18 protein-coding genes and 2 other RNA genes are annotated in these 20,816 nt (G+C 70.1%); 7 read left to right on the top strand and 13 right to left on the bottom strand.

The genetic code is table 11. The annotated features are described in order from the left end of the window. The first annotated feature begins 248 nt into the window (after positions 1-248). The gene (locus FNF32_RS10630) at positions 249-1,523 is read left to right on the top strand and encodes a DUF1223 domain-containing protein (protein WP_131674232.1); all 1,275 of its coding nucleotides are present in this window, start codon (positions 249-251) and stop codon (positions 1,521-1,523) included. Positions 1,524-1,615: 92 nt separating this feature from the next. Further along, on the top strand, positions 1,616-2,242 hold the full coding sequence (locus tag FNF32_RS10625) for an inner membrane-spanning protein YciB (protein WP_185961930.1): 627 nt from the start codon (positions 1,616-1,618) through the stop codon (positions 2,240-2,242). On the opposite strand, the gene FNF32_RS10620 is transcribed toward FNF32_RS10625, so the two are convergent. The 5 genes from FNF32_RS10620 to FNF32_RS10600 all read right to left on the bottom strand — a co-directional run bounded on the left by FNF32_RS10620 (position 2,215) and on the right by FNF32_RS10600 (position 7,623). Next, positions 2,215-3,132: an alpha/beta hydrolase family protein gene (locus FNF32_RS10620; RefSeq protein WP_143796629.1), complete on the bottom strand. Its 918-nt coding sequence runs from the start codon at positions 3,130-3,132 to the stop codon at positions 2,215-2,217. The two genes, FNF32_RS10625 and FNF32_RS10620, sit on opposite strands and share 28 nt — an antisense overlap. Positions 3,133-3,265: 133 nt before the next feature. Next, positions 3,266-3,433: a 50S ribosomal protein L33 gene (gene rpmG, locus FNF32_RS10615; protein ID WP_101752137.1), complete on the bottom strand. Its 168-nt coding sequence runs from the start codon at positions 3,431-3,433 to the stop codon at positions 3,266-3,268. 153 nt (positions 3,434-3,586) lie between these two features. Beyond that, positions 3,587-3,981: RNase P RNA component class A (gene rnpB, locus FNF32_RS10610), an RNA gene on the bottom strand. Positions 3,982-4,160: 179 nt separating this feature from the next. Further along, positions 4,161-6,575, bottom strand: a complete 2,415-nt coding sequence (locus FNF32_RS10605; protein WP_131674253.1) for an ATP-dependent helicase — start codon at positions 6,573-6,575, stop codon at positions 4,161-4,163. 73 nt (positions 6,576-6,648) lie between these two features. Continuing rightward, positions 6,649-7,623: a TerC family protein gene (locus tag FNF32_RS10600; RefSeq protein ID WP_131674230.1), complete on the bottom strand. Its 975-nt coding sequence runs from the start codon at positions 7,621-7,623 to the stop codon at positions 6,649-6,651. A 149-nt stretch (positions 7,624-7,772) separates the two neighbouring features. Between FNF32_RS10600 and metZ the strand changes: the two genes are divergently transcribed. Next, the gene (metZ, locus tag FNF32_RS10595; RefSeq protein WP_131674229.1) at positions 7,773-8,936 is read left to right on the top strand and encodes an O-succinylhomoserine sulfhydrylase; all 1,164 of its coding nucleotides are present in this window, start codon (positions 7,773-7,775) and stop codon (positions 8,934-8,936) included. Further along, positions 8,933-9,979: a GTP cyclohydrolase FolE2 gene (folE2, locus tag FNF32_RS10590; protein ID WP_425467903.1), complete on the top strand. Its 1,047-nt coding sequence runs from the start codon at positions 8,933-8,935 to the stop codon at positions 9,977-9,979. Before metZ ends, folE2 begins: the two co-directional genes overlap by 4 nt. Positions 9,980-9,984: 5 nt before the next feature. Here the strand turns inward: folE2 and FNF32_RS10585 are convergent, their stop codons facing one another. Next, entirely contained in the window at positions 9,985-10,686 is a 702-nt protein-coding gene (locus tag FNF32_RS10585; protein ID WP_131674227.1) for a DUF599 domain-containing protein, read from the bottom strand. A 183-nt stretch (positions 10,687-10,869) separates the two neighbouring features. Here FNF32_RS10585 and FNF32_RS10580 point away from each other — a divergent pair, with 183 nt between their 5' ends. Further along, entirely contained in the window at positions 10,870-11,346 is a 477-nt protein-coding gene (locus FNF32_RS10580; RefSeq protein ID WP_131674226.1) for an Hsp20 family protein, read from the top strand. 59 nt (positions 11,347-11,405) lie between these two features. Here the strand turns inward: FNF32_RS10580 and FNF32_RS10575 are convergent, their stop codons facing one another. The 4 genes from FNF32_RS10575 to FNF32_RS10560 are packed head-to-tail and all read right to left on the bottom strand — an operon-like array spanning position 11,406 to position 14,724. Continuing rightward, entirely contained in the window at positions 11,406-11,906 is a 501-nt protein-coding gene (locus FNF32_RS10575) for a thioesterase family protein (protein ID WP_246087782.1), read from the bottom strand. Next, entirely contained in the window at positions 11,903-12,505 is a 603-nt protein-coding gene (gene recR, locus FNF32_RS10570) for a recombination mediator RecR (RefSeq protein WP_131674225.1), read from the bottom strand. The genes FNF32_RS10575 and recR overlap by 4 nt, the downstream gene beginning before the upstream one ends. Positions 12,506-12,527: 22 nt before the next feature. Beyond that, positions 12,528-12,872 carry a YbaB/EbfC family nucleoid-associated protein gene (locus tag FNF32_RS10565; RefSeq protein ID WP_131674224.1) on the bottom strand — a complete coding sequence of 115 codons (345 nt, stop codon included), beginning with the start codon at positions 12,870-12,872 and terminating at the stop codon, positions 12,528-12,530. A gap of 4 nt (positions 12,873-12,876) precedes the next feature. Then, positions 12,877-14,724, bottom strand: a complete 1,848-nt coding sequence (locus FNF32_RS10560; protein ID WP_246087781.1) for a DNA polymerase III subunit gamma/tau — start codon at positions 14,722-14,724, stop codon at positions 12,877-12,879. A gap of 104 nt (positions 14,725-14,828) precedes the next feature. Between FNF32_RS10560 and nudC the strand changes: the two genes are divergently transcribed. Then, positions 14,829-15,773 carry an NAD(+) diphosphatase gene (gene nudC, locus FNF32_RS10555; RefSeq protein WP_131674251.1) on the top strand — a complete coding sequence of 315 codons (945 nt, stop codon included), beginning with the start codon at positions 14,829-14,831 and terminating at the stop codon, positions 15,771-15,773. 88 nt (positions 15,774-15,861) lie between these two features. Here the strand turns inward: nudC and ffs are convergent. The 3 genes from ffs to FNF32_RS10540 form a co-directional block, all read right to left on the bottom strand. Further along, positions 15,862-15,958, bottom strand: an RNA gene (gene ffs, locus FNF32_RS10550) — signal recognition particle sRNA small type. Between the two features lie 168 nt (positions 15,959-16,126). Continuing rightward, positions 16,127-16,885, bottom strand: a complete 759-nt coding sequence (locus FNF32_RS10545) for an isocitrate lyase/PEP mutase family protein (protein WP_131674222.1) — start codon at positions 16,883-16,885, stop codon at positions 16,127-16,129. A gap of 73 nt (positions 16,886-16,958) precedes the next feature. Next, entirely contained in the window at positions 16,959-18,794 is a 1,836-nt protein-coding gene (locus tag FNF32_RS10540) for a metallophosphoesterase (protein WP_185961929.1), read from the bottom strand. Between the two features lie 202 nt (positions 18,795-18,996). On the opposite strand from FNF32_RS10540, the gene argS reads away from it, so the two are divergent. Next, on the top strand, positions 18,997-20,742 hold the full coding sequence (argS, locus tag FNF32_RS10535; RefSeq protein ID WP_131674250.1) for an arginine--tRNA ligase: 1,746 nt from the start codon (positions 18,997-18,999) through the stop codon (positions 20,740-20,742). Positions 20,743-20,816: the final 74 nt, after the last annotated feature.

Below are 20,816 nucleotides of genomic sequence, written 5' to 3'. Positions count from 1 at the left end.
CGGCTGGCTTGGTCTTGCGCTGCCACCGAATTGCCCGGAATCGCCGGGCGCTGCAAGGCGGGCAGCAATGTATGCAGTGGTATACCTTCGTCCACCAGCGGCTGCAAGCGGGCGAGGACGTCGCTTGGCCGGGGTATCCCGGCGGCCGCCGTAGGGTGTGGCAAGTTCTGCACACGGCGCGCGGTTCACGCGGGTCCTAACGAACCGTTGATTTGCGATTGGGCCGCCAAGGGCCGACTTCCAAAGACATGCGATCGAACATTCCTTCCGGCCCGTCAGGCCACCCGACCTGTCTGCGATCCGTCGCCGCCAGGCTGCTTCCGGCGCGCCGCGCCGGGCTGCTGGCCGCCGCGTTGCTGGCGCTTGCCGCGGCGCCCGGCGCGACCTGGGCGCAGGATCAGCCGGGCCGGGACGGCAACCCCGGGGCCGCGGCCCCCGATGGGCGCGGGCACAACGGCCATGACGGGCGCGGACCGGCAGATGTCGGCGGGCCGGCCCCGGGCGGCCACGCCGGGAACGGCGATCCTCAAGGCGGCCCTGGCGGTCCCGATCCTGTGGGCGACCCCGGCGACATGCCCTTTGACGAAGCCCTTCCCGGCGACACGCCCCCTGATGACACCCCCGGCCTGATCGAAGCGCCCGAGGGGGCCGCACTCATGTCCGGCTCGGACGTGGCCGATCTGTCGCTGATGGACGCGACCGGCGACGTGGCCGTGTCGCCGCAGGCGGCTTCCGACGCGCACACGTTGCCGCCCGTCCGCCGTGCCGCGCCCGAAGGCTGGGGCGCCGCCGCCGCGATGATGGGTGCCGCCGCCGCGCCGCCGTCCGCGCCCGCGGCCCCGATGAACGCGGGCCCGGTCGTGGTCGAGCTTTTCACCGCGCAGGGCTGCTCGTCCTGTCCGCCGGCGGACCGGATGTTCACAAGCCTGACCGCGCGCCCCGACGTGCTGCCGCTCGCCTGGCACGTGGACTACTGGGACTATCTCGGCTGGGCCGACCAGTTCGCGCGCCCGGAAAACACCGACCGCCAGGAAGGCTACGCCCGCGCTGTGGGCGAGCAGGGCGTCTACACGCCGCAGATGATCGTCGGCGGTCAGGACACGGCTCTGAGCGTGCGTCACGCCGACCTGATGGCGATGATCGAGGATCACCGCGCCCGTCCGGCCGCGATCATGGTCACCGCCTCGGACGACGGGCCACGCCACGTGATCCAGCTGACCCCGCGCGCCGCGATCCCCGGCGGCGTCAGGGTCGTGCTGGTCCGTTATGCGCCGCTGCGCGAGGTGACGATCCGGGCGGGCGAGAACCGCGGCAAGACCGTGGCCTACGCCAACATCGTCCTGGGCACCGAGGAGCTTGCGACATGGGACGCCCATTCGCCGCTGCGGCTGACCGTGTCGCCCGGCGGCGGGGCCAAGGGCAGCTTCCCGGCCGACACGCTGCACGCGATCCTCGCCCAGCAGGCGCTGCCCGGCAAGGGCGGGATGCCGGGGCCGATCCTCGCCGCCGTCAGGCTGGACTGATCCGCGCCTCGCCCCGACGGCGAGCCCCGCCGCGCTTGCGGCACCGGCGCGAGTGCGCGACAACACGCCCGCCGTCACCAAGGATAACGCCGATGCGAACGATCGACCCCAAGCTGAAGGCGCTGCTGGAATATGGCCCGCTGGTCGTGTTCTTCGTCGCGTTCCTGCTGCTCAAGGAACACACGATCACGCTGATGGGCACCGACTACAGCGGCGTCGTCGGCGCGACGCTGGTGTTCGTGCCGGTGCTGGTCCTTTGCACCGCCGCGCAGTGGGCGCTGACCGGCACGCTGTCGGTCATGCAGATGCTGACGCTGGTGCTGGTCGTCGTGTTCGGCGGGCTGTCGATCTGGCTCAACGATCCGCGCTTTTTCAAGATGAAGCCCACGATCATCTACGCGATCTTCGCGGGGCTGCTGGCGCTTGGCCTGGCGCTTGGCCGCAACTGGCTGGAACTGGTGATGAACGCGGCGCTGCCCCTGACCCATCGGGGCTGGCGGCTGCTCACCATCCGGCTGATCTGGTTCTTTGTGGCGCTGGCGGCGCTGAACGAGGTGCTGCGGCGCGCGACCGACCCGGGCGGGTTCATGGGGCTGGTGCTGAGCGATCAGGCCTGGGTCAACTTCAAGACCTTCGGCATCCTCGCCGCGACCTTCCTGTTCTTCATCGCGAACGGTCCGCTATTCGCGCGTCACGCCCTGCCCAGGGACGGCGACTGAGCCGGGCGCAGCCGCAACAGCCGCGACCAGCGCGGCGCCTGGCGGTCGGGGATGTGCCGCGCGATCAGCGGCAGCGGTAGCGACCACGGATGGCAGAGCGCGGCGCGGTACAGGTCGAACATTCCCGCGCGCAGATAAGGTGACCAGTGGCAGGCGCGCGACCCCGGCGCCGAAACCGCGAAGCCGAGCGCGGCGAGGCCCGCCAGCACCTCGGGCTGGTCGATCTGCAGGTCGATCCAGTTCCGCGCCCGCTGCGACAGGCCCAGCCCGATGGTGGCGCCCTGGCCGCGGCCCAGCAGCAGTTCCACGGCGAAATCGAAGGGGTCGTTCTCGCGCGTGGTGACGTTGATGACCTCGGCGCGGCGGCCGCCGGGGGTCGCAAGCGCGGCCTCGGCCCGGTCGCGGAACTCGGCGCCCGCCAGCAGGACAACGCGGCCCATGCTTCCCGGCTGGACCCGCGCCATCGCGCTGAGCGCGACGCGCGCGCCAAGCGAATGGCCGATCACCGCGACCGCGCGCCCCGACGCCTCCGACACCTCGTCGATCAGGGCGGCAAGGCCCGCGCCAACCTCACCCGCCTGCGCGTAGGCGTGGCGCAGCTTGCCGCGCGCTTCCCACCCGAAGGCGAGCGCGAGCCCCTCGTCACCGGCGGCGGTGAAGCCCAGGCCCGCGGGCCACGACACCGCGCGACGTTCGCCCGCGGTAGGGGTCAGCGACAGGATGTGGCGGTGCGGGTCGTGCTGGGTGGACGCGGGCGAGAAGCGGAAGCCGTGGACCATGACGACGACCGGCGCGCCGGGGGCGAGACCCGCGGCGGCCGCCCGGATCGCGGGGGTAAGGGGCTGGCCTGCGTTGATGGCGTGAAGCGCCACGGCAGTCTTCCTGTCCATTGCGATGGCGACAGGATGCCGCAGGGCCGCGACGCCCCGGTGACCGCGCGATGAAGGCTGCGTGACACGCGCCCGGAGACGCAAAAGGCCGCGCACGGGGCGCGGCCTTGGGACCGGTCGGATGCGGCGGATCTTACTTGATCTTGCCTTCCTTGTATTCGACGTGCTTGCGAACGACGGGGTCGTACTTGTTGACCGTCATCTTCTCGGTCATCGTGCGCGCGTTCTTCTTGGTCACGTAGAAGTGGCCGGTGCCCGCGCTGGAGTTCAGGCGGATCTTGATGGTGGTCGGCTTCGCCATGGTCGTCGCTCCTGCTCGGGCGCGGCCGTCTTGAACCGTGGGGCACCCGTGTAATTCCGTGAAGCCCGCCTTTTACGCATGCGCGGGGCAGAGTCAACAGCCGGACGCGAACATTCGCGGATCGTTCCCGGATTCCGACAGGTCGGGCCGTATTTGCGCGGATGGCCTGTAAGCCGGGTTTTGTCCGGGGCGGCCCCTTGCAGGACAGCCCGTGGATGACCATTCCTCTGGTCCCGCCGTTGCCGGCGGGATCTAGCTGCCAACCCGGATCTGCTGGGGCGCAGGCGGCCCTGCAAGGCGAGCCTTGCGCGCGATCCCTATTCGGCATTGCTCCCGGTGGGGCTTGCCTTGCCGGTCCGGTTGCCCGTCCCGCGGTGGGCTCTTACCCCACCGTTTCACCCTTGCCGCGCGATAGGCTGCGCGGCGGTCTCATCTCTGTGGCGCTTTCCCTGGGGTCGCCCCCGCCGGGCGTTACCCGGCACCGTGCCTGCATGGAGCCCGGACTTTCCTCGAACGGACAAGCCGCCCGCGGTCATCCGGCCATCCGCGCGAGGGGGGAGGTAGGGCGGGGCGGGGGGCAGGTCAAGTGCAGTTGGTGGCGCCAGCCCGGGGAGTCGCGCCTTCGGCCACTGCCGCGGCCTTCCTCGCTGAAAATGGTCCACGTGATCGTTTTCCGGGCGCTCGGAAGCCCGCGGGATATTTAGGCCCGCCCGACTGAGCCCGCTGCTCAGAACGGCACGTCGTCGGCGGAGGCGGTAGCCGGCTGGATGTAGGAGGCCTTGACGTTCTTGAACCCGGCCGGGAACTCGACCGTCAGCGTGTCCTCGGCGATGCCCATGATCGTGCCGGTGCCGAACTTCTGGTGGAACACCCGGTCGCCCACGGTGAACCGCGCGGCCGGTTCGGCGTCGATCACGATGGGGGTGCGGTGGACGGGCGCGGGCCGCGCGCCCGCGCGTTCCTGCATCCGCTTCCAGCCCGGCGAGTTGTAGACGTCGGCGCTGGCCGCGCGTTCGTGCATCATCGACGGTGCGAAGGGCTGGGCAAAAGACTGGGCCGCCGCCCCGAAACCGCCGCCGTAAAGGCCGGGGGGGGTCAGGACATCGACGTGGTCGTCGGGCAGCTCGTCGATGAAGCGGGACGGCAGAGAGGATTGCCACTGCCCGTACATGCGACGGTTGCCGGCGAAGGTGATCGTCGCGAGCTCTTCGGCGCGGGTGATGCCGACGTAAGCCAGCCGCCGCTCCTCCTCCAATCCTTTCAGCCCCGATTCGTCCATGCTGCGCTGGCTGGGGAACAACCCGTCCTCCCATCCCGGCAGGAACACGATCGGATATTCCAGGCCCTTGGCGGCGTGCAGCGTCATGATCGACACCTCCTCGGCCTGCTCGCCCTCGGCCGCGTCCATGACCAGCGCGACGTGGTCGAGAAAGCCTTGCAGATTCTCGAACTCCTCCAGCGCCTTCACGAGTTCCTTGAGGTTTTCCAGCCGGCCCGGCGCGTCGGGCGATTTGTCGTTCTGCCACATCGCGGTGTAGCCGGATTCGTCCAGCATGCGCTCTGCCAGCTCGACGTGGTTCACGGTCGTGTCGAGCGCGTCGGCGTGCCAGCGGCCCATCTGGGTGGTGAATGCGCGCATCGCCGATGCGGCCTTGCCCGACAGGGCGCCGCCCGCGACGGCCGCCGCCGCCCCCTCGACCAGCGACAGGCCGCTGGCGCGCGCCTCGCGCTGGATCGTCTGCATCCCCTTTTCGCCCAGGCCGCGCTTGGGCGTGTTCGCGATCCGCTCGAAGGCGAGGTCGTCCGTGGGGCTGACGGCAAGGCGGAAATAGGCCATCGCATCGCGGATTTCCTGCCGCTCGTAGAAGCGGGGGCCGCCGATGACGCGGTAGGGCAGGCCGATGGTCAGGAAGCGGTCCTCGAACGCGCGCATCTGGTGCGTGGCGCGGACGAGGATCGCGATGTCGTTGAGGCTGCGCTTGCCGATCGCGTGGCGGTGGCCGCCGTGTAACGCCTCGATCTCCTCGCCGATCCAGCGCGCTTCGGCCTCGCTGTCCCAGTGGCCGATCAGGCGCAGCTTCTCGCCGCCCTCCGATTCCGTCCACAGCGTCTTGCCAAGGCGCCCCTTGTTGGCCGCGATCAGCCCGGACGCCGCGGCAAGGATATGCGGGGTCGAACGGTAGTTCTGTTCCAGCCGGATCACCTGCGCGCCCGGAAAATCCTGCTCGAACCGCAGGATGTTGCCGACCTCGGCCCCTCGCCAGCCGTAGATCGACTGGTCGTCGTCGCCCACGCAGCAGATGTTGCGGTGCGCCTGCGCCAGCAGCCGCAGCCACAGGTACTGGGCGACGTTCGTGTCCTGGTATTCGTCCACGAGGATGTAGCGGAAGCGGTCCTGCCACTGGGCCAGCACGTCCGGGTGCGCCTGGAAGATCGTGACGCAATGCAACAGCAGGTCGCCGAAGTCGGCCGCGTTCAGTTCCAGCAGGCGGCGCTGATACTGGTCGTAAAGCGCGGCGCCGCGGCCGTCATAGGCGTGCGATTCGCCAGCCGGGACGCGCGAGGGCGTCAGCGCGCGGTTCTTCCAGCCGTCGATCAGCCCGGCCAGCATCCGCGCGGGCCAGCGCTTCTCGTCGATGTTTTCCGCCGCGATCAGCTGCTTGAGCAGGCGGATCTGGTCGTCGGTGTCGAGGATCGTGAAGCTCGGCTTCAGGTGCAGGTCGCCCGCGCCGACCAGCTCGGCGTGGCGGCGCAGGATCTTGACGCTGATGGAGTGGAAGGTGCCGAGCCACGGCATCCCCTCGACCGTCTCGCCCAGCAGGCGGGCGACGCGGTTCTTCATCTCGCGCGCGGCCTTGTTGGTGAAGGTCACGGCAAGGATCCGGCCCGGCGTCGCGCGGCCCTGCGTCAGCAGGTGGGCGATCCGCGTCGTCAGCGCGCGGGTCTTGCCGGTGCCCGCGCCCGCCAGCAGCAGGACCGGGCCGTCCAGCGCCTCGACTGCCTGTCGCTGCGCCGGGTTCAGCCCGTCGAGATAGGGGGCGGGCTGCCCGCCGCCCGTGCCCATCGCGCGCTGCGACAGGGGGATGCGGGCGGGGGCGGCCGCCGCGGCCTCGAAGGCGTCAAAGTCGTCGAACTCGCTCATGGGTTCCAGCATAGACAACGCGGCCTTCCGTGGGAAGGCCGCGTTCCTGTTACGTTCGCGGGTACCGGCCCGGTCAGTGCGCCGGCTTGTCGCCGCGCGTCTTGATGAGCGACCAGGCGATCCCCGCCGCCAGGATCACGAAGGTCACGCCGAGCGAGATCGCAGGCGGCACCTTCTCGATCCCCATCAGGTCTGCCACGACCACCTTGCCGCCGATGAAGATCAGCAGGATCGCGAGCGCGGGCTTCAGATAGACGAAGCGGTGCAGGATCGCCGCCAGCGCGAAGTAAAGCGCCCGCAGGCCCAGGATCGCGAAGATGTTCGAGGTGTAGACGAGATAGGGATCGGTCGTGATCGCGAAGATCGCGGGCACCGAATCGACGGCGAAGATCAGGTCCGCGAACTCGATCGCCACCAGCGCCACGAACAGGGGCGTCGCGTAAAGCAGCGCCTTTCCCGACGGACCCGGCTGGCGCACGAAGAAGCGGTTCCCGACGAAACCGTTCGTCACCCGCATGTGGCGCGTGAGCCACGACAGCATCCAGCTTTCGCTGGGGTCGGCGTCATCCTCGTGCCCCGACATCAGCATCCTGATCCCGGTGAAGATCAGGAACGCGGCGAACACCAGCAGCACCCATTCGTAGCGCTGAACAAGCGTGGCGCCGAAGCCGATCATGATCGCGCGCAGCACGATGACGCCCAGGATGCCCCAGAACAGCACTCGGTGCTGCAGGTGGCGCGGCACCGCGAAGAAACCGAAGATCGTGGCCATGACGAACACGTTGTCCATCGCCAGCGATTTCTCGACCACGAAGCCGGTCCAGTATTCCAGCGCCGGTTGCTGGCCAAGCTGCATCCAGACGAAGCCGCCGAAGGCCACGCCGATCGTGATGTAGAACAGGGACAGCATCAGCGACTTGCGGACGCCGATTTCCTCGTCGCCCTTGTTAAGGACGCCGAGGTCGAGAACCAACAGCACGACGACCACAGCCAGAAAGGTCAGCCACATCCACGCGGGCTGGCCCATGATGAGCATTGAGAGTTCCATGAGTTTTCCCCTGACGGTCACGAAAAGCGACCGACATCACGATCCGCGAGGATCGCCAGAGGGGCCCGGCCTCGTCCCCACTTAGTCCACTCAACCGTCCTTTCAAGACAAAGTTGCGCTTTTTTGCGTGCGGCGCTAACGGGGATGACATGTCAGACAGCCTTCATCCCCGCACCCGCGCCGTCCACGCCGGCACCCGCCGCAGCCAGTATGGCGAGATGGCCGAGGCGTTGTTCCTGACCCAGGGCTTCGCCTACGACAGCGCCGAACAGGCCGAGGGCCGGTTCCAGCAGTCCGGCCCCGACGAGTTCATCTATGCCCGCTACGGCAACCCGACGAGCCGGATGTTCGAGGACCGGATGGCGTCGCTGGAAGGGACCGAGGACGCCTTCGCCACCGCGTCCGGCATGGCGGCCGTCAACGGCGCTATGATGGCGCTGGTCAAACCCGGCGACCGGGTGGTGGCCGCGCGGCAGCTGTTCGGATCGTGCCTCTACGTTCTCGACATCCTCGCGCGCTTCGGGGTCGATGTGGCGCTGGTGGACGGCACCGACCTTTCCGAGTGGCAGGCGGCGGTCACGCCTGGCACCCGCGCCCTGTTCTTCGAAAGCGTGTCGAACCCGGTGCTGGAGGTGATGGACATCGCCGGCATCGCCCGCATCGCGCACGCGGCGGGCGCGCTGGTCGTGGTGGACAACGTGTTCACGACCCCGGTCTTTTCCCGCGCGGCCGAGCAGGGCGCCGACGTCATCATCTATTCCACCACGAAGCACGTCGATGGCGGCGGGCGCTGCCTCGGCGGCGTGATCTGCGGCACGCGCCAGTTCGTGCGCGAGGTGGCGGAGCCGTATCTCAAGCACACCGGCGGCGCGATCAGCCCGTTCAACGCCTGGGTCATGCTGAACGGCCTCACCACCATGGACCTTCGCGTCCGCGCGATGGCCGACAGCGCGATGCGGATCGCCTCGGGCCTCGACGGGGCAGGGGTGCGGGTGATCTATCCGGGGCTGCCGGTGCATCCGCACTACGATCTCGCGATGCGGCAGATGGGCACGGGCGGCACGATGATCGCGCTGGACCTGGGGTCCAAGGACGCGGCGTTCGCGTTCCTGAACCGGCTGCGGCTCATCAGCATCTCGAACAACCTGGGCGACGCCAAGTCGATCGTGACCCACCCGGCGACGACCACCCACCAGCGCCTGTCGCCCGAGGTGCGGGCGGCGTCGGGCATCACCGAGGGGATGGTGCGGCTGTCGGTGGGACTTGAGGATGCGGGCGACATCCTGGCCGATCTGATGCAGGCGATCGGCTGAGGGGCGGGGGGCGGCTTACAAAACATCCCGCCGCTTCCCATATGTTCCGCGGCCGCGTCTTTTCCGGGCAGGAGCCTCGCATGACCCAGAACCGCCCCCTGAACCCGGTCTATCCGCCGCTGAACCGCAGCTACCCGTCCGACTTCACCGTGGACGACCAGTACCGCGCCAGCCTGCCCGACCTGCAGAACGGCCCGGCGAGCCTGATCGTCGGTGCGCGACGGCTGATCCAGCATGTCGGCATCTCGAACTTCCGCCTGCCGATCCGCTATCGCCGCAAGGACGGGGGGGAGATCGTGCTGGAAACCAGCGTGACCGGCACCGTCAGCCTTGATGCGGAACGCAAGGGCATCAACATGTCGCGGATCATGCGCTCGTTCTACGCCCATGCCGAACAGCAGTTCTCGCTAGGGGTGCTGGCGGCCGCGGTCAGCGACTACAAGGACCACCTCGATGCGTTCGACGCGCGGCTGCAGATGCGGCTCAGCTATCCGATGCGGGTCGGCTCGCTTCGGTCGGGGCTGGAGGGGTGGCAGTATTACGACATCGCGATGGAGCTGATCGACCAGGGCGGCGAGCGGCTGCGGGTGATGCACTTCGACTATGTCTATTCCTCGACCTGCCCCTGCTCGCTGGAACTCAGCGAACATGCCCGCGAAAGCCGCGGCCAGCTGGCGACGCCCCATTCGCAGCGTTCGATCGCCCGGATCTCGGTCGTGATGAACGGCCACGACAAGCTGTGGTTCGAGGATATGGTCGCCCTTTGCCGCCGCGCCGTCGCCACCGAAACGCAGGTGATGGTCAAGCGCGAGGACGAGCAGGCGTTCGCGGAACTGAACGCCGCGAACCCCATCTTCGTCGAGGACGCGGTGCGCGCCTTTGCCCACGAACTGGAGGCCGACCCCCGGATCGGCGACTTCCGCGTGATCGCGAGCCATCAGGAATCGCTGCACTCGCACGACGCGGTCAGCCTGCTGACCGAAGGCCCGACCTTCGAGCAGGTGAGCCTTGACCCCGCGACCTTCGCCGGGCTGCGCGCCTGAGTGCCTTAAGGCACGTCGTCCATGATCGCCTGCCGCGACGCCGACGTGAATTCCCGCCGCAGCGTCATCGACGTGACCAGCACGGTGCCCGCCACCAGCCCCAGGGGGCCAAGCAGCCAGCCGGCCGAGCCGATCGCGAAATAGACCGCGCGCAGCCCGATGTTGAAGTTGCGGGCGGCGTTGATGTTGATCTCGGCCGCGGCGCCGGCGCGCACGGCGACGCGGCGGTCGTCGGGGTCGTTCGGGATCGCCGCCATCATGATCGCGCAATAACCAAACAGCCTGTGCGACCAGACGAACTTGAGGAATGCGTTGGCGACGAAGCCGAGGATCAGCAGCAGCTTGATCTTCAGGAGCAGCGCCGGGATCGCGGCGGCATCCAGTTCACGCGCAATGCCCGTCAGCGGCTCGGTGTTGCCGACCAGCGCGAGCCCGCCCCCCATCGCGATCATGCAGGCCGAGGCGAAGAACGCGGTGCCCTCGCGCAGGCCGGTCAGGGTGTTGCCGTCGAAGATGCGGTTGTCGCGGGTCAGCATCTCGAACATCCAGTCGCGCCGATAGCGCTTCATCAGGAACGAGACGGACGGGCGGCCGCGCGGCGGATGCTCGATCAGCCGGCCGACGCCGAGCCAGGTGACGACCAGCAGCGCCAGCGCCGCGACATCGGCGGCGGTGAGCGTCAGGGGCAGGTTGTCGAGAAGCTCCATCCCGTCAGACTAGCCGCGCGGGCGCGCGCGGGCCAGCGCCGAGCGGCTGCATCCGCAAGGTCTTGAACGGGGCCTTCGGGGTTCTAGATTCATGCCTGTGCCGGATGGCGAAGACGCGCCGGCATGTGGCCCGCCCGGCAAACCGGGGGGCGGCAACTCACATCGCTTTTGAAGGATGCGAACATGCGTAACATGGATCTTGCCCCGCTCTACCGCGCCTCGGTCGGCTTCGACCGCATGGCGGACCTGATGGACCGGGCGCTGACGGCCGACATCGCGGCCCCGACCTATCCCCCCTACAACATCGAAAAGACGGGCGAGAACGCCTATCGCATCTCGATCGCCGTCGCCGGCTTCTCGGCCGACGACCTGAACGTCGAGATGAAGGACGGCGCCGTGATCGTGTCGGCCCGCAAGGCCGAGGATGACGGGCAGCACACCTACCTGCACCGCGGCATCGCGACCCGCGCGTTCGAGCGCAAGTTCGCCTTGGCCGACCACGTCCGCGTCGAGGGCGCGAGCCACGTGGACGGCATGCTGCACATCGAGCTGCTGCGCGAGGTTCCCGAGGCGCTGAAGCCGCGCAAGATCGCGATTTCGCGCACGCCCGCCCGCACCGTGGACGCGCAGCCCGAGCAGGTCGAGCAACTCGCCAACTGATCCACGGCTGAAGCCCGGATCATCGGTGCGCGGCGCCATTCGGGCGCCGCGCCCCTTCTTCATGCGGGCGGCCGGTTCAGCCCGATCACCCGCCTGACCTGCGGCGGGACCGGCAGGTCCGCATGCGCCACCGCGAGCGCCTGCAGGCGCGCGAACACCGGCGCCGTCCACGGCGTCACCCGCCGCGTGGACAGATCCACGCTGAGGGTCAGGTTCTCGCTGACCGCCGCCACGAGGCCTTCGCCGGCGTGCGTGCCGGCCCGCATCATCGTCTGCACGTAATGCAGCCGCTTGGCGTCCACCCCCAGCACCCGCAGCGACACGCGAACCCGGTCGCCCGCATGCAGTTCGCGCAGATAATGGACATGCGCCTGGGCCGTGAACACCGACATGGTGCCGGTCGCGGCCTGGTCGGGGCCCACCCCAAGGCCGTTCAGCGCGGCGTTCACCGCCTCATCGAACAGCACGTTGTAATAGGCCATGTTCAGATGGCCGTTGTAGTCGGTCCATTCGTTGCGGACGACCTGCTCGGCGGTCAGGATCGGCGCGGACGCGTTCACAGCCGCCGCCGCGCGCGCAGGGCCGCGCTGATCGTGCCGTCGTCGAGAAAGTCCAGCTCGCCCCCGATCGGGACGCCGTGGGCAAGGCCGGTGACGGCGACCGAGCCCCCTTCCAGCGCCTCGGCGATGTAATGGGCGGTCGTCTGCCCCTCGACCGTGGCGTTGAGGGCAAGGATCACCTCGGTCACGTTTTCCTCGGCGATCCGGTCCAGCAGGCGGGGGATGCCGAGGTCGTCGGGGCCGACCTCGTCCAACGCCGACAGCGTCCCGCCCAGCACGTGGTAGCGGCCCGGAAAGGCGCGACCGCGTTCCATCGCCCACAGGTCGGCCACGCTTTCCACGACGCACAGCTCGCCGTTGGCGCGGCCCGGATCGGCGCAGATCGGGCACAGCTCGGCCTCGGCGATGTTGCCGCAGCGGACGCACTCGCGCGAGGTTTCGGCCACCCGCGCCATCAGCGCCGCAAGCTGCGTCATCTGCGTCGCGCGGCGGCGGATCAGCGCCAGCACGACGCGCCGCGCCGAACGGGGCCCCAGCCCCGGCAGCCGCGCCACCTGCGCGATCAGCGCCTGGATGTCGTCGCTGCCCTCGCGCGCCATGGCTTTCCCTTTCAGCCGGTCGTCAGAACGGCAGCTTCATGCCGGGGGGCAGGCCCATGCCGCCCGCCAGCCGCTCGGTTTCCTGCTTGGCGCGGTCGGCCGCGCGGCGCTGCGCGTCCTTGATCGCGGCAAGGATCAGGTCCTCGACCACCTGCTTTTCGCTGGCCACGAAGATCGACGGATCGATGTCGAGCCCGGTCAGGTCGCCCTTCGCGGTCGCGGTGGCGCGTACCAGCCCCGCGCCCGCCTCGCCGGTGACGGTGATCTCGTCCAGGGACTTCTGCAGCCCCTCGACCTTGTCCTGCATCTCGCGCGCGGCCTGCATCATCTTCGACAGGTCGCCCATGCCGCCAAAGGGGTTCTTCATCGTCTCAGTCCTCATCCTCGAACGGGTCCCATTCCTCGACGGCCGCGACCGGGCCATCCGAGGGGCCGTGCAGATCCTCGGTCACCGCCTCGCCGTCCTCATCGAGGACCGGGGCGGGCGGGGTCTCGTGGCGCACGATGATGGCGGCGCCGGGCACGATCGACAGGATCGCCTGCACGACCGGGTTCTGCCGCGCCGCCTCGATCTCGGCCGTTTCGCGTTCGGCGCGGCGTTCGGCGATGGTCGGCCCGCCGCCCGCGTCCACGACCGACACGGTCCAGCGCGTGCCCCCGGTCCAGCCGCGCAGCCGGTCCGACAGGCGCGCGGCGAGGCTGGCGGGCGCGTCCGGCGCAGGCTGGAACTCGATCCGGCCGGGGGAATAGCGGACCAGCCGGACCGACTTCTCGACATCGAACAGCAGCGCCATGTCGCGCATGCGCTTGATGAGATCGACGACCGACTCGAAATCGGGATAGCTCGCGAGGATCTCGGGGCTGGCCTGCGGCGTCAGCGCATCGACGGGGGCGGGCTGGCGCGCGGCCAGCGGCCCGGACCTGCCGCCCGCATGCATCACAGGCGCGACCCCTGCGGCGTGGCCGTTGCCGGCATGCGTTGTTGAGGGCGCAGGCGCGGTCGTCGCGGGCCGGGTAAACTCGCCCGCCGCCTGCGCCGCCTGCACCTTGCGGATCAGCGCCTCGGGGTCGGGCAGGTCGGCGACATGGGTCAGGCGGATGATCGCCATCTCGGCCGCCATCATCGCGTTCGGGGCGACCGACACCTCCTCGAGCGCCTTGAGGAGCATCTGCCACATCCGGCTGAGCGCGCGCATGGGGATGCGGGCGGCCATGTCGCGGCCGCGCTCGCGCTCGTCGGGGCCGATGGTGGGATCGTCGGCGGCGTCGGGCGTGATCTTCACGACGCTGATCCAGTGCGTGATCTCGGCCAGGTCGCGCAGCACGGCCAAAGGGTCCGCGCCCTCGGCGTACTGGCTTTGCATCTCGGCCAGCGCCTCGGCGGCCGAGCCGCGCAGGATCATGTCGAAGAGGTCGAGAACGCGTCCCCGGTCCGCCAGTCCCAGCATGGCGCGGACCTGCGGCGCGGTGGTCTCGCCCGCGCCGTGGCTGATCGCCTGGTCCAGCAGGCTGGTCCCGTCCCGCGCCGAACCTTCCGCCGCGCGGGTGATGAGCGCGAGCGCGTCGTCGCTGATCTGCGCCCCCTCGGCCCCCGCGATCCGGCGCAGCAGGGCGATCATCACCTCGGGCTCGATCCGGCGCAGGTCGAAGCGCTGGCAGCGCGACAGGACCGTGACCGGCACCTTGCGGATTTCCGTCGTGGCAAAGATGAACTTCACGTGCGGCGGCGGTTCCTCGAGCGTCTTCAGCAGCGCGTTGAACGCGCTGGTGGACAGCATGTGAACCTCGTCGATGATGTAGATCTTGTAGCGCGCGGACGCCGCCCGGTAATGCACGCTCTCGATGATCTCGCGGATGTCGCCCACGCCGGTGCGGCTGGCCGCGTCCATCTCCAGCACATCGACGTGGCGGCCTTCCATGATGGCGCGGCAGTGTTCGCAGACGCCGCAGGGCTCGGTCGTGGGGCCGCCGGTGCCGTCGGGGCCGATGCAGTTCATGCCCTTGGCGATGATCCGCGCGGTGGTGGTCTTTCCGGTGCCGCGGATGCCGGTCATGATGAACGCCTGCGCGATCCGGTCGGCGGCAAAGGCGTTCTTGAGCGTGCGGACCATCGCGTCCTGCCCCACCAGGTCGGCAAAGGTTTCCGGCCGGTATTTGCGGGCCAGCACCTGATAGGCGGGCGCCGGGGCAGGGGTGGCGTCGGGCATCGCGATCTCCATGACGGCTGCAATCTAGGTGCGTGGTGCGGCAAGGTAAACCGCCGCTTGTCCGCACCCCGCGTCCGGGGCAGGTTGCCCGCGACCTGAACGATTGGGGGTGGCGGATGGCCGACGACTGGATGCTGGCCTTTGCCGGACCCGAGGGTGCGGACGCCGCCCGCTTCGACCGCGCGGCGCATCTGCGCGGCGATGACGGCTGGACCGCGTCCGCGCGCATCACCCCGGTCTGGCGCGGCAAGGTGCTGTGCCGCGACGCGGGCGGGTTGGCCTGGCTGCCGCCCGACCACCCGGCGCTCGATGGCGGCGGGCCTTCGGTGTTCCTGGGGACGCTTGACGGGCAGCCGGTCGGGACGCGCGACATCTCGGGCTGGACGCCGCCGAACCTGGCCGAGACCGAGCTTTTCATCGACCCGTCCGAGCAGCGCCACCCCGCGATCGAGGACGCGCGCTTCGTCGACCTGCGGGCGTCGATCGCAAGCTTCGATGCGGCCGACGGGGCGCTTGCGGCGATTTCGCGCGCGATCACGGGCTGGCATGTCTCGCACCGCTACTGCGCGGCCTGCGGGCACCAGTCCGCCCCCGCGCAGTCCGGCTGGCAGCGCCAGTGCCCGGCCTGCAACGCGGTGCATTTCCCGCGCACCGACCCGGTCGTCATCATGCTGGTGGAACGCGACGACCACCTGCTGCTCGGCCGCTCGCCCGGCTGGCCCGAGGGGATGTATTCCTGCCTCGCCGGCTTCGTCGAGCCCGGCGAGACGGTCGAGGCCGCCGTCCGCCGCGAGGTGTTCGAGGAGACCGGCGTCCGCGTCGGATCGGTCCGCTATGTCGCAAGCCAGCCCTGGCCGTTCCCCGCCTCGCTGATGATCGGCTGCGCGGGCGTGGCCGAGACGCAGGCGATCACGCTGGACAAGGTCGAACTGGACGACGCCCTGTGGCTGCCCCGCTCCGATGTCCGACAGGTGATGGACGGCGCGCACCCGACGATCCGCACGCCCCGCCGGGGGCCGATCGCGGGCTGGCTGATCCGGGGCTGGCTGGATGGCGCATGAGGGGTGCGCGGAAGGGGGACGGAGCCTGACTGCCGCCGCAGACCGAGGTCAGGTCAGCGGATGGGGAGGTGACGAAGATGAGGAAAGAGGTGAGAGGCTGGACAACGACCCAAGCGGGGCTCGTTACGGCTGCTTCCTTCCGGACCTGACCGGGTTGGCGAGGCGCTCGCCCGCGCCAACCTCTCGCGGACCAGATAGCCCCCCTGCGGCGGGGATGCAAGGCCGTGGATCGAGCGGGCGCGATCCGGCTTGCTGGCGGGCGAGACCTGCCGCCGTGCAACCGTACTCGGCGGTCTGGCCATCACGCCGCTGTCAGCGCGGGCCGCGGAAGGCGGCAGCGCGCGACAACCGCCTCAGCCGACGATCTCGCGGAACCGCGCCGCGAAGTCGGTCTGCGCGACCCGGTAGGCGCCCGGGCCCCAGCTTGCCCGCGCGACCCCCAGCGCCGCCACCTCTGCCACCGATGCGAGCGGACCCATCATCATCACGTTGATCGGCAACTCGCTCTCGCGGCAGACCCCGGCGATCAGGGCGGCGTCGGTCAGGGCGGGGACGAAGAAGCCGTTCGCGCCCGCCGCCGCATAGGCCGCGCGCCGCGCCAGCGCCTCGGGCACGAGCGCCGCGTGGTCGCCGTCTGCCTTGAGGAACAGGTCGGTCCGGGCGTTGATGAACAGGGGGATACCGGCCGCGTCCGCCGCCTGCCGGACCGCGCGGATCCGGGCCGACTGCTCATCGACGGGATAGATGCCCGTGCCTTTGACCACCTGATCCTCGAAATTGATCCCGACCGCGCCGGCGGCAATCACGCGGGCGACGTTCGCGGCGACGGCTTGCGGATCGGCCGCGTAGCCCCCTTCGAAGTCGACGGTCAGCGGCAGGTCGGTCGCCTGCGCGATCCGGGCCACGATGGCGAGCGTCAGGTCCAGCGGCATCGCCTCGCCGTCGGCATAGCCATGCGCCGCCGCCAGCGACCAGCTGCCGGTGGCGACAGCGCGCGCGCCCGCCTCGGCCAGCGTCCGCGCCCCGCCCGCGTCCCAGATGTTGTAAAGCACCAGCGGATCGCCCGGAACGTGCAGGGCGGCAAGGCGGGCGGCTTGATCGGCGCGTGACATGGCGTGTCCTTCTGAGGTCATGGTTCCTGTCGGTACCATCCGCACGTTGCGGCGAGGGACGGAAATCGGGCGTTTACAGGTGAAGCCGCAGGGTGGCGAACCCGTCGGCCGTCATCCCCGCGGGCTCGCAGCGGATCGGCGCCGCGTCCAGGTGGGCCAGCGCGCCCGGCCCGGTGTCGAACAGCGCGGTCGTGCCGGGCAGCGGGGCGAAGCGCCAGGGCGTGCGGACCGGGTCGTCCAGCCGGCGCCGGCGGGCAAGATAGCGGCGCAGCACCTCGCGCAGCGGCGGCCCGGCATCAAGCACCGGCCGCAGTCCCGATGCGAGCGCCCCGTACATGCCCCCTTGCGCCACCCGGAAGCTGTGGGTGGCGATCACGAAGCGGTCGGATGGCGCGACGGCTCGTCCCGAATGGCGCAGGTCGAGGATGCGGTGCGCGGACGGGTCGGCAAGGCTGCCGACGGGCGCATGGCGGGCGGGCCGGGTCAGGTCGATCCGCCAGTCGAGCCCGTGGATGACGTCGAAGTTGTAGGTGGGGAACCGTGCGTCGATCAGCGGCTGGTCGGCGCCCCCGGGCACGATGCGGCGAAAGATCGAGGCCGCACGCTCAAGCCAGTCGGCAAGGTCGGCGCCGCTCGCCTCGACCGCGCACAGCCGGTTCGTCCATGGGCACAGGTCCGACAGCGCCAGCGTCGCAAGCGGGCCGGGCGGGATGTCGGTGAAGCTGTCCGGGCCGCCGCGTCCGCCCGCGCGGCCGGGCGAGGCGACCGACAGAACCGGCAGCGCCGCCGCCCGGCCGCGAAGCGACCGCCGCACGTGCCAGGCCTGCGCGCGGGCGAGCAGTTGCGACGCCGGATCGTATCCCAGCAGGGCCAGATGCGTGTGGATCGGCCGCGCGGTGCGGGCCAGCGGACGGGACATGCGGGTGGCCGCATCGGCGAGGGTGCGGACCACCGGCGCGGGCAGGGCGGCAGGCGGGGCCGCGCGGGACTGCTCGACGCGCGCCGCCCTATCGGCGACCGTCCACCCGTCAGGGGTTTCCCGCAGCGCCAGGTCGATGACGCCCAGGTGCGATCCCCAGAAACCGGGCATCACGGCGGGCTTGCCGCACAGCGTGCCCCGGACCGGGTCCACGCCGTCGGTGTGGTCGTGGTCGGAGCCGGGAAAGACCAGATGCGTGTGGCCCGCGACCAGCGCGTCGATCCCGTCGAGCGCGGCGAGCGCGGTCGCCGCGTGTTCCATCAGCGGCGTTGCCTCGCGCGCGCCGATCCCCGAATGGCACAGCGCCACGATCAGGTCGGCACCCGCCGCGCGCAGCCGGGGGATCGCCGCGCGCGCGGCCTCGACCGGATCGGCGATGCGCAGGTGGCGGGCGAGCGTCGGGTTCCAATCGGTCGTGCGGGGCGGCACGAAGCCCATGATCCCGATCTTCAGGCGTCGCGGCGCGCCCGCGCGGTCGGTCATCTCGCGATCAAGGATGACGAAAGGCGCGATCACCCCCTCGGCGCCCTTCAGCGTGGCGTTGGTCAGGGCGATCCCGAACCGCGCCCGCTCAAGCGCCCGCAGCGTCGCCGAAGGTCCCCGGTCGAAGTCGTGGTTGCCAAGCGTGCCGGCGTCGTAGCCCGTGGCGTTCATCGCCGCGATCATCGGATGCGGGCGAGCGGGGTCGATGAAATCCGCCGCCGGCGCGCCGTCCAGAACGTCGCCGTTGTCCAGCAGGATGATATTCGGATGCGCCGCCCGCTGCCGCGCGATCAGCGTGGCGACGGCCGCCAGCCCCCGGCCCGGCGCAGGGCGTCCGGTGAAATCGTCGCGCGCCGCCAGATGCATGTGCAGGTCGCTGGTGGCGAGGATCCGCAGGTCCACAAGCGCGGTCGCGTCGGTCGCGTCGGTCGGGTCCGGTGCTGTCATCCCGCGATCCGCTCCGCGCCTCTGCCGGCCCCGTCTGCCGCTGTGCAAGGCCGACCGCAAGGACGCGGCGGCGGGTTCGCCGCCCGGCGTGGCGCCGCTGCCGCACCCCGCCCGCACCCCACCCGCATCCCGCGCCGCGCGCCCCGCGGTTGCGGCGGGCAGGCGCATTCGCTATCGGATCGGCAACAGACGGGGCCTGATGATGAACATTTTCGCCGATATTCGCGTCCTCGTGATCGACGCGCTCAACGCCATGACGGACGCCGGGGCGCTGCCCCGCGGGCTCGACCTTGCCGCCGTCGCAGTCGAGCCGCCGCGCGACCCGGCCCATGGCGACATGGCGACGAACGCCGCGATGGTGCTGGCCAAGCCCGCCGGGATGAAGCCGCGCGACATCGCGCAGGGGCTGGCCGAACGGCTGTCCGCCGACCCGCGCATCACCTCGGCCGAGGTGGCGGGACCGGGCTTTCTGAACCTGCGGCTTGGAACCGGGCAGTGGCGGGGCGTCCTGCGCGCGGCGATCGCGGCAGGCCCCGCCTTCGGCAGCGTGCCCAAGGGCCACGGCGAGCGGATCAACGTCGAGTTCGTGTCGGCGAACCCGACCGGCCCCATGCATGTGGGGCACACCCGTGGCGCGGTCTTTGGCGACGCGCTGGCGAACCTGCTGGATTTCGCGGGCCACGAGGTCACGCGCGAATACTACGTCAACGACGGCGGGGCGCAGGTGGACGTGCTGGCGCGGTCGGCCTTTGAACGCTACCGCGAGGCGCACGGGCTCGAGCCGCAGATCAGCGAGGGGCTGTATCCCGGCGACTACCTGATCCCGGTGGGCGAGGCGCTGAAGGCGCGGTTCGGCGACAGCCTGCTGGACCTGCCCGAGGCGGACTGGCTGGACCGCATCCGCGACATCGCCATCGCCGAGATGATGGACATGATCCGCGCCGACCTGGAACTCGTGGGCGTCCGCATGGACGTCTATTCGTCTGAACGCGCGCTTTACGGCACCGGCCGGATCGAGGCCGCGATCGCCCGGCTGGACCAGGCGGGGCTGATCTACGAAGGCGTGCTGGAACCGCCCAAGGGCAAGCTGCCCGACGACTGGGAACCGCGCGAGCAGACGCTGTTCCGGTCGACCTCGTACGGGGACGACGTGGACCGCCCGGTCAGGAAGTCGGACGGGCGCTGGACCTACTTCGCGCCCGACATCGCCTATCACTGGGAAAAGATCGACCGCGGCTTCGACCAGCTGATCGACATCTTCGGCGCCGACCACGGCGGCTACGTCAAGCGGATGCAGGCGGCGGTCGCGGCGCTGTCGAACGGGCGCGTGCCGCTGGACGTCAAGCTGATCCAGCTGGTCCGCCTGTTCAAGAACGGCGAGCCCTTCAAGATGTCGAAGCGCGCGGGCACCTTCGTCACCCTGCGCGACGTGGTCGAACAGGCAGGCCGCGACGTCACCCGCTTCCACATGCTGACGCGCAAGAACGACGCGGCGCTGGATTTCGACTTCGCCAAGGTGCTGGAACAGTCAAAGGACAACCCGGTCTGGTACGTCCAGTATGCGAACGCCCGGATCAACAGCGTGCTGGCCCGCGCGGCCGAGGCGGGCGTGGACACGTCCGACGCGGCGCTGGCGGGCGCCGATCTGGACCTGATCGAGCATCCGGCGGAACTGGCGCTGGCGCGGCGGATCGCCGAATGGCCGCGCACCGTGGACATCGCCGCCCGCGCCCACGAACCGCACCGGATCGCCTTCTACCTGTACGATCTCGCGTCCGACCTGCACGCGCTCTGGAACCGGGGCAACGATGACCAGACGCTACGGTTCGTGCAGGATGGCGATCCTGCCACTACCGCTGCGAAAATGGCGCTGGTGCGAAGCGTCGCCGTTGTAATCGCGGCGGGTTTGGGTATCTTGGGCGTCACTCCGGCCAAGGAAATGCGCTGAACAAGGCGTGGCCTGCCCGGGGGACTCGAGCGGTCAACGGACAAGCCGGATCAACCGGCAAAGTGGGCAGGACA

The organism is Paracoccus marinus (genome assembly GCF_007018965.1).
Lineage (GTDB): Bacteria > Pseudomonadota > Alphaproteobacteria > Rhodobacterales > Rhodobacteraceae > Paracoccus > Paracoccus marinus.
The sequence above is the reverse complement of the archived record's forward strand: the minus strand, read 5'-3'. Positions and strand labels throughout refer to the sequence as shown.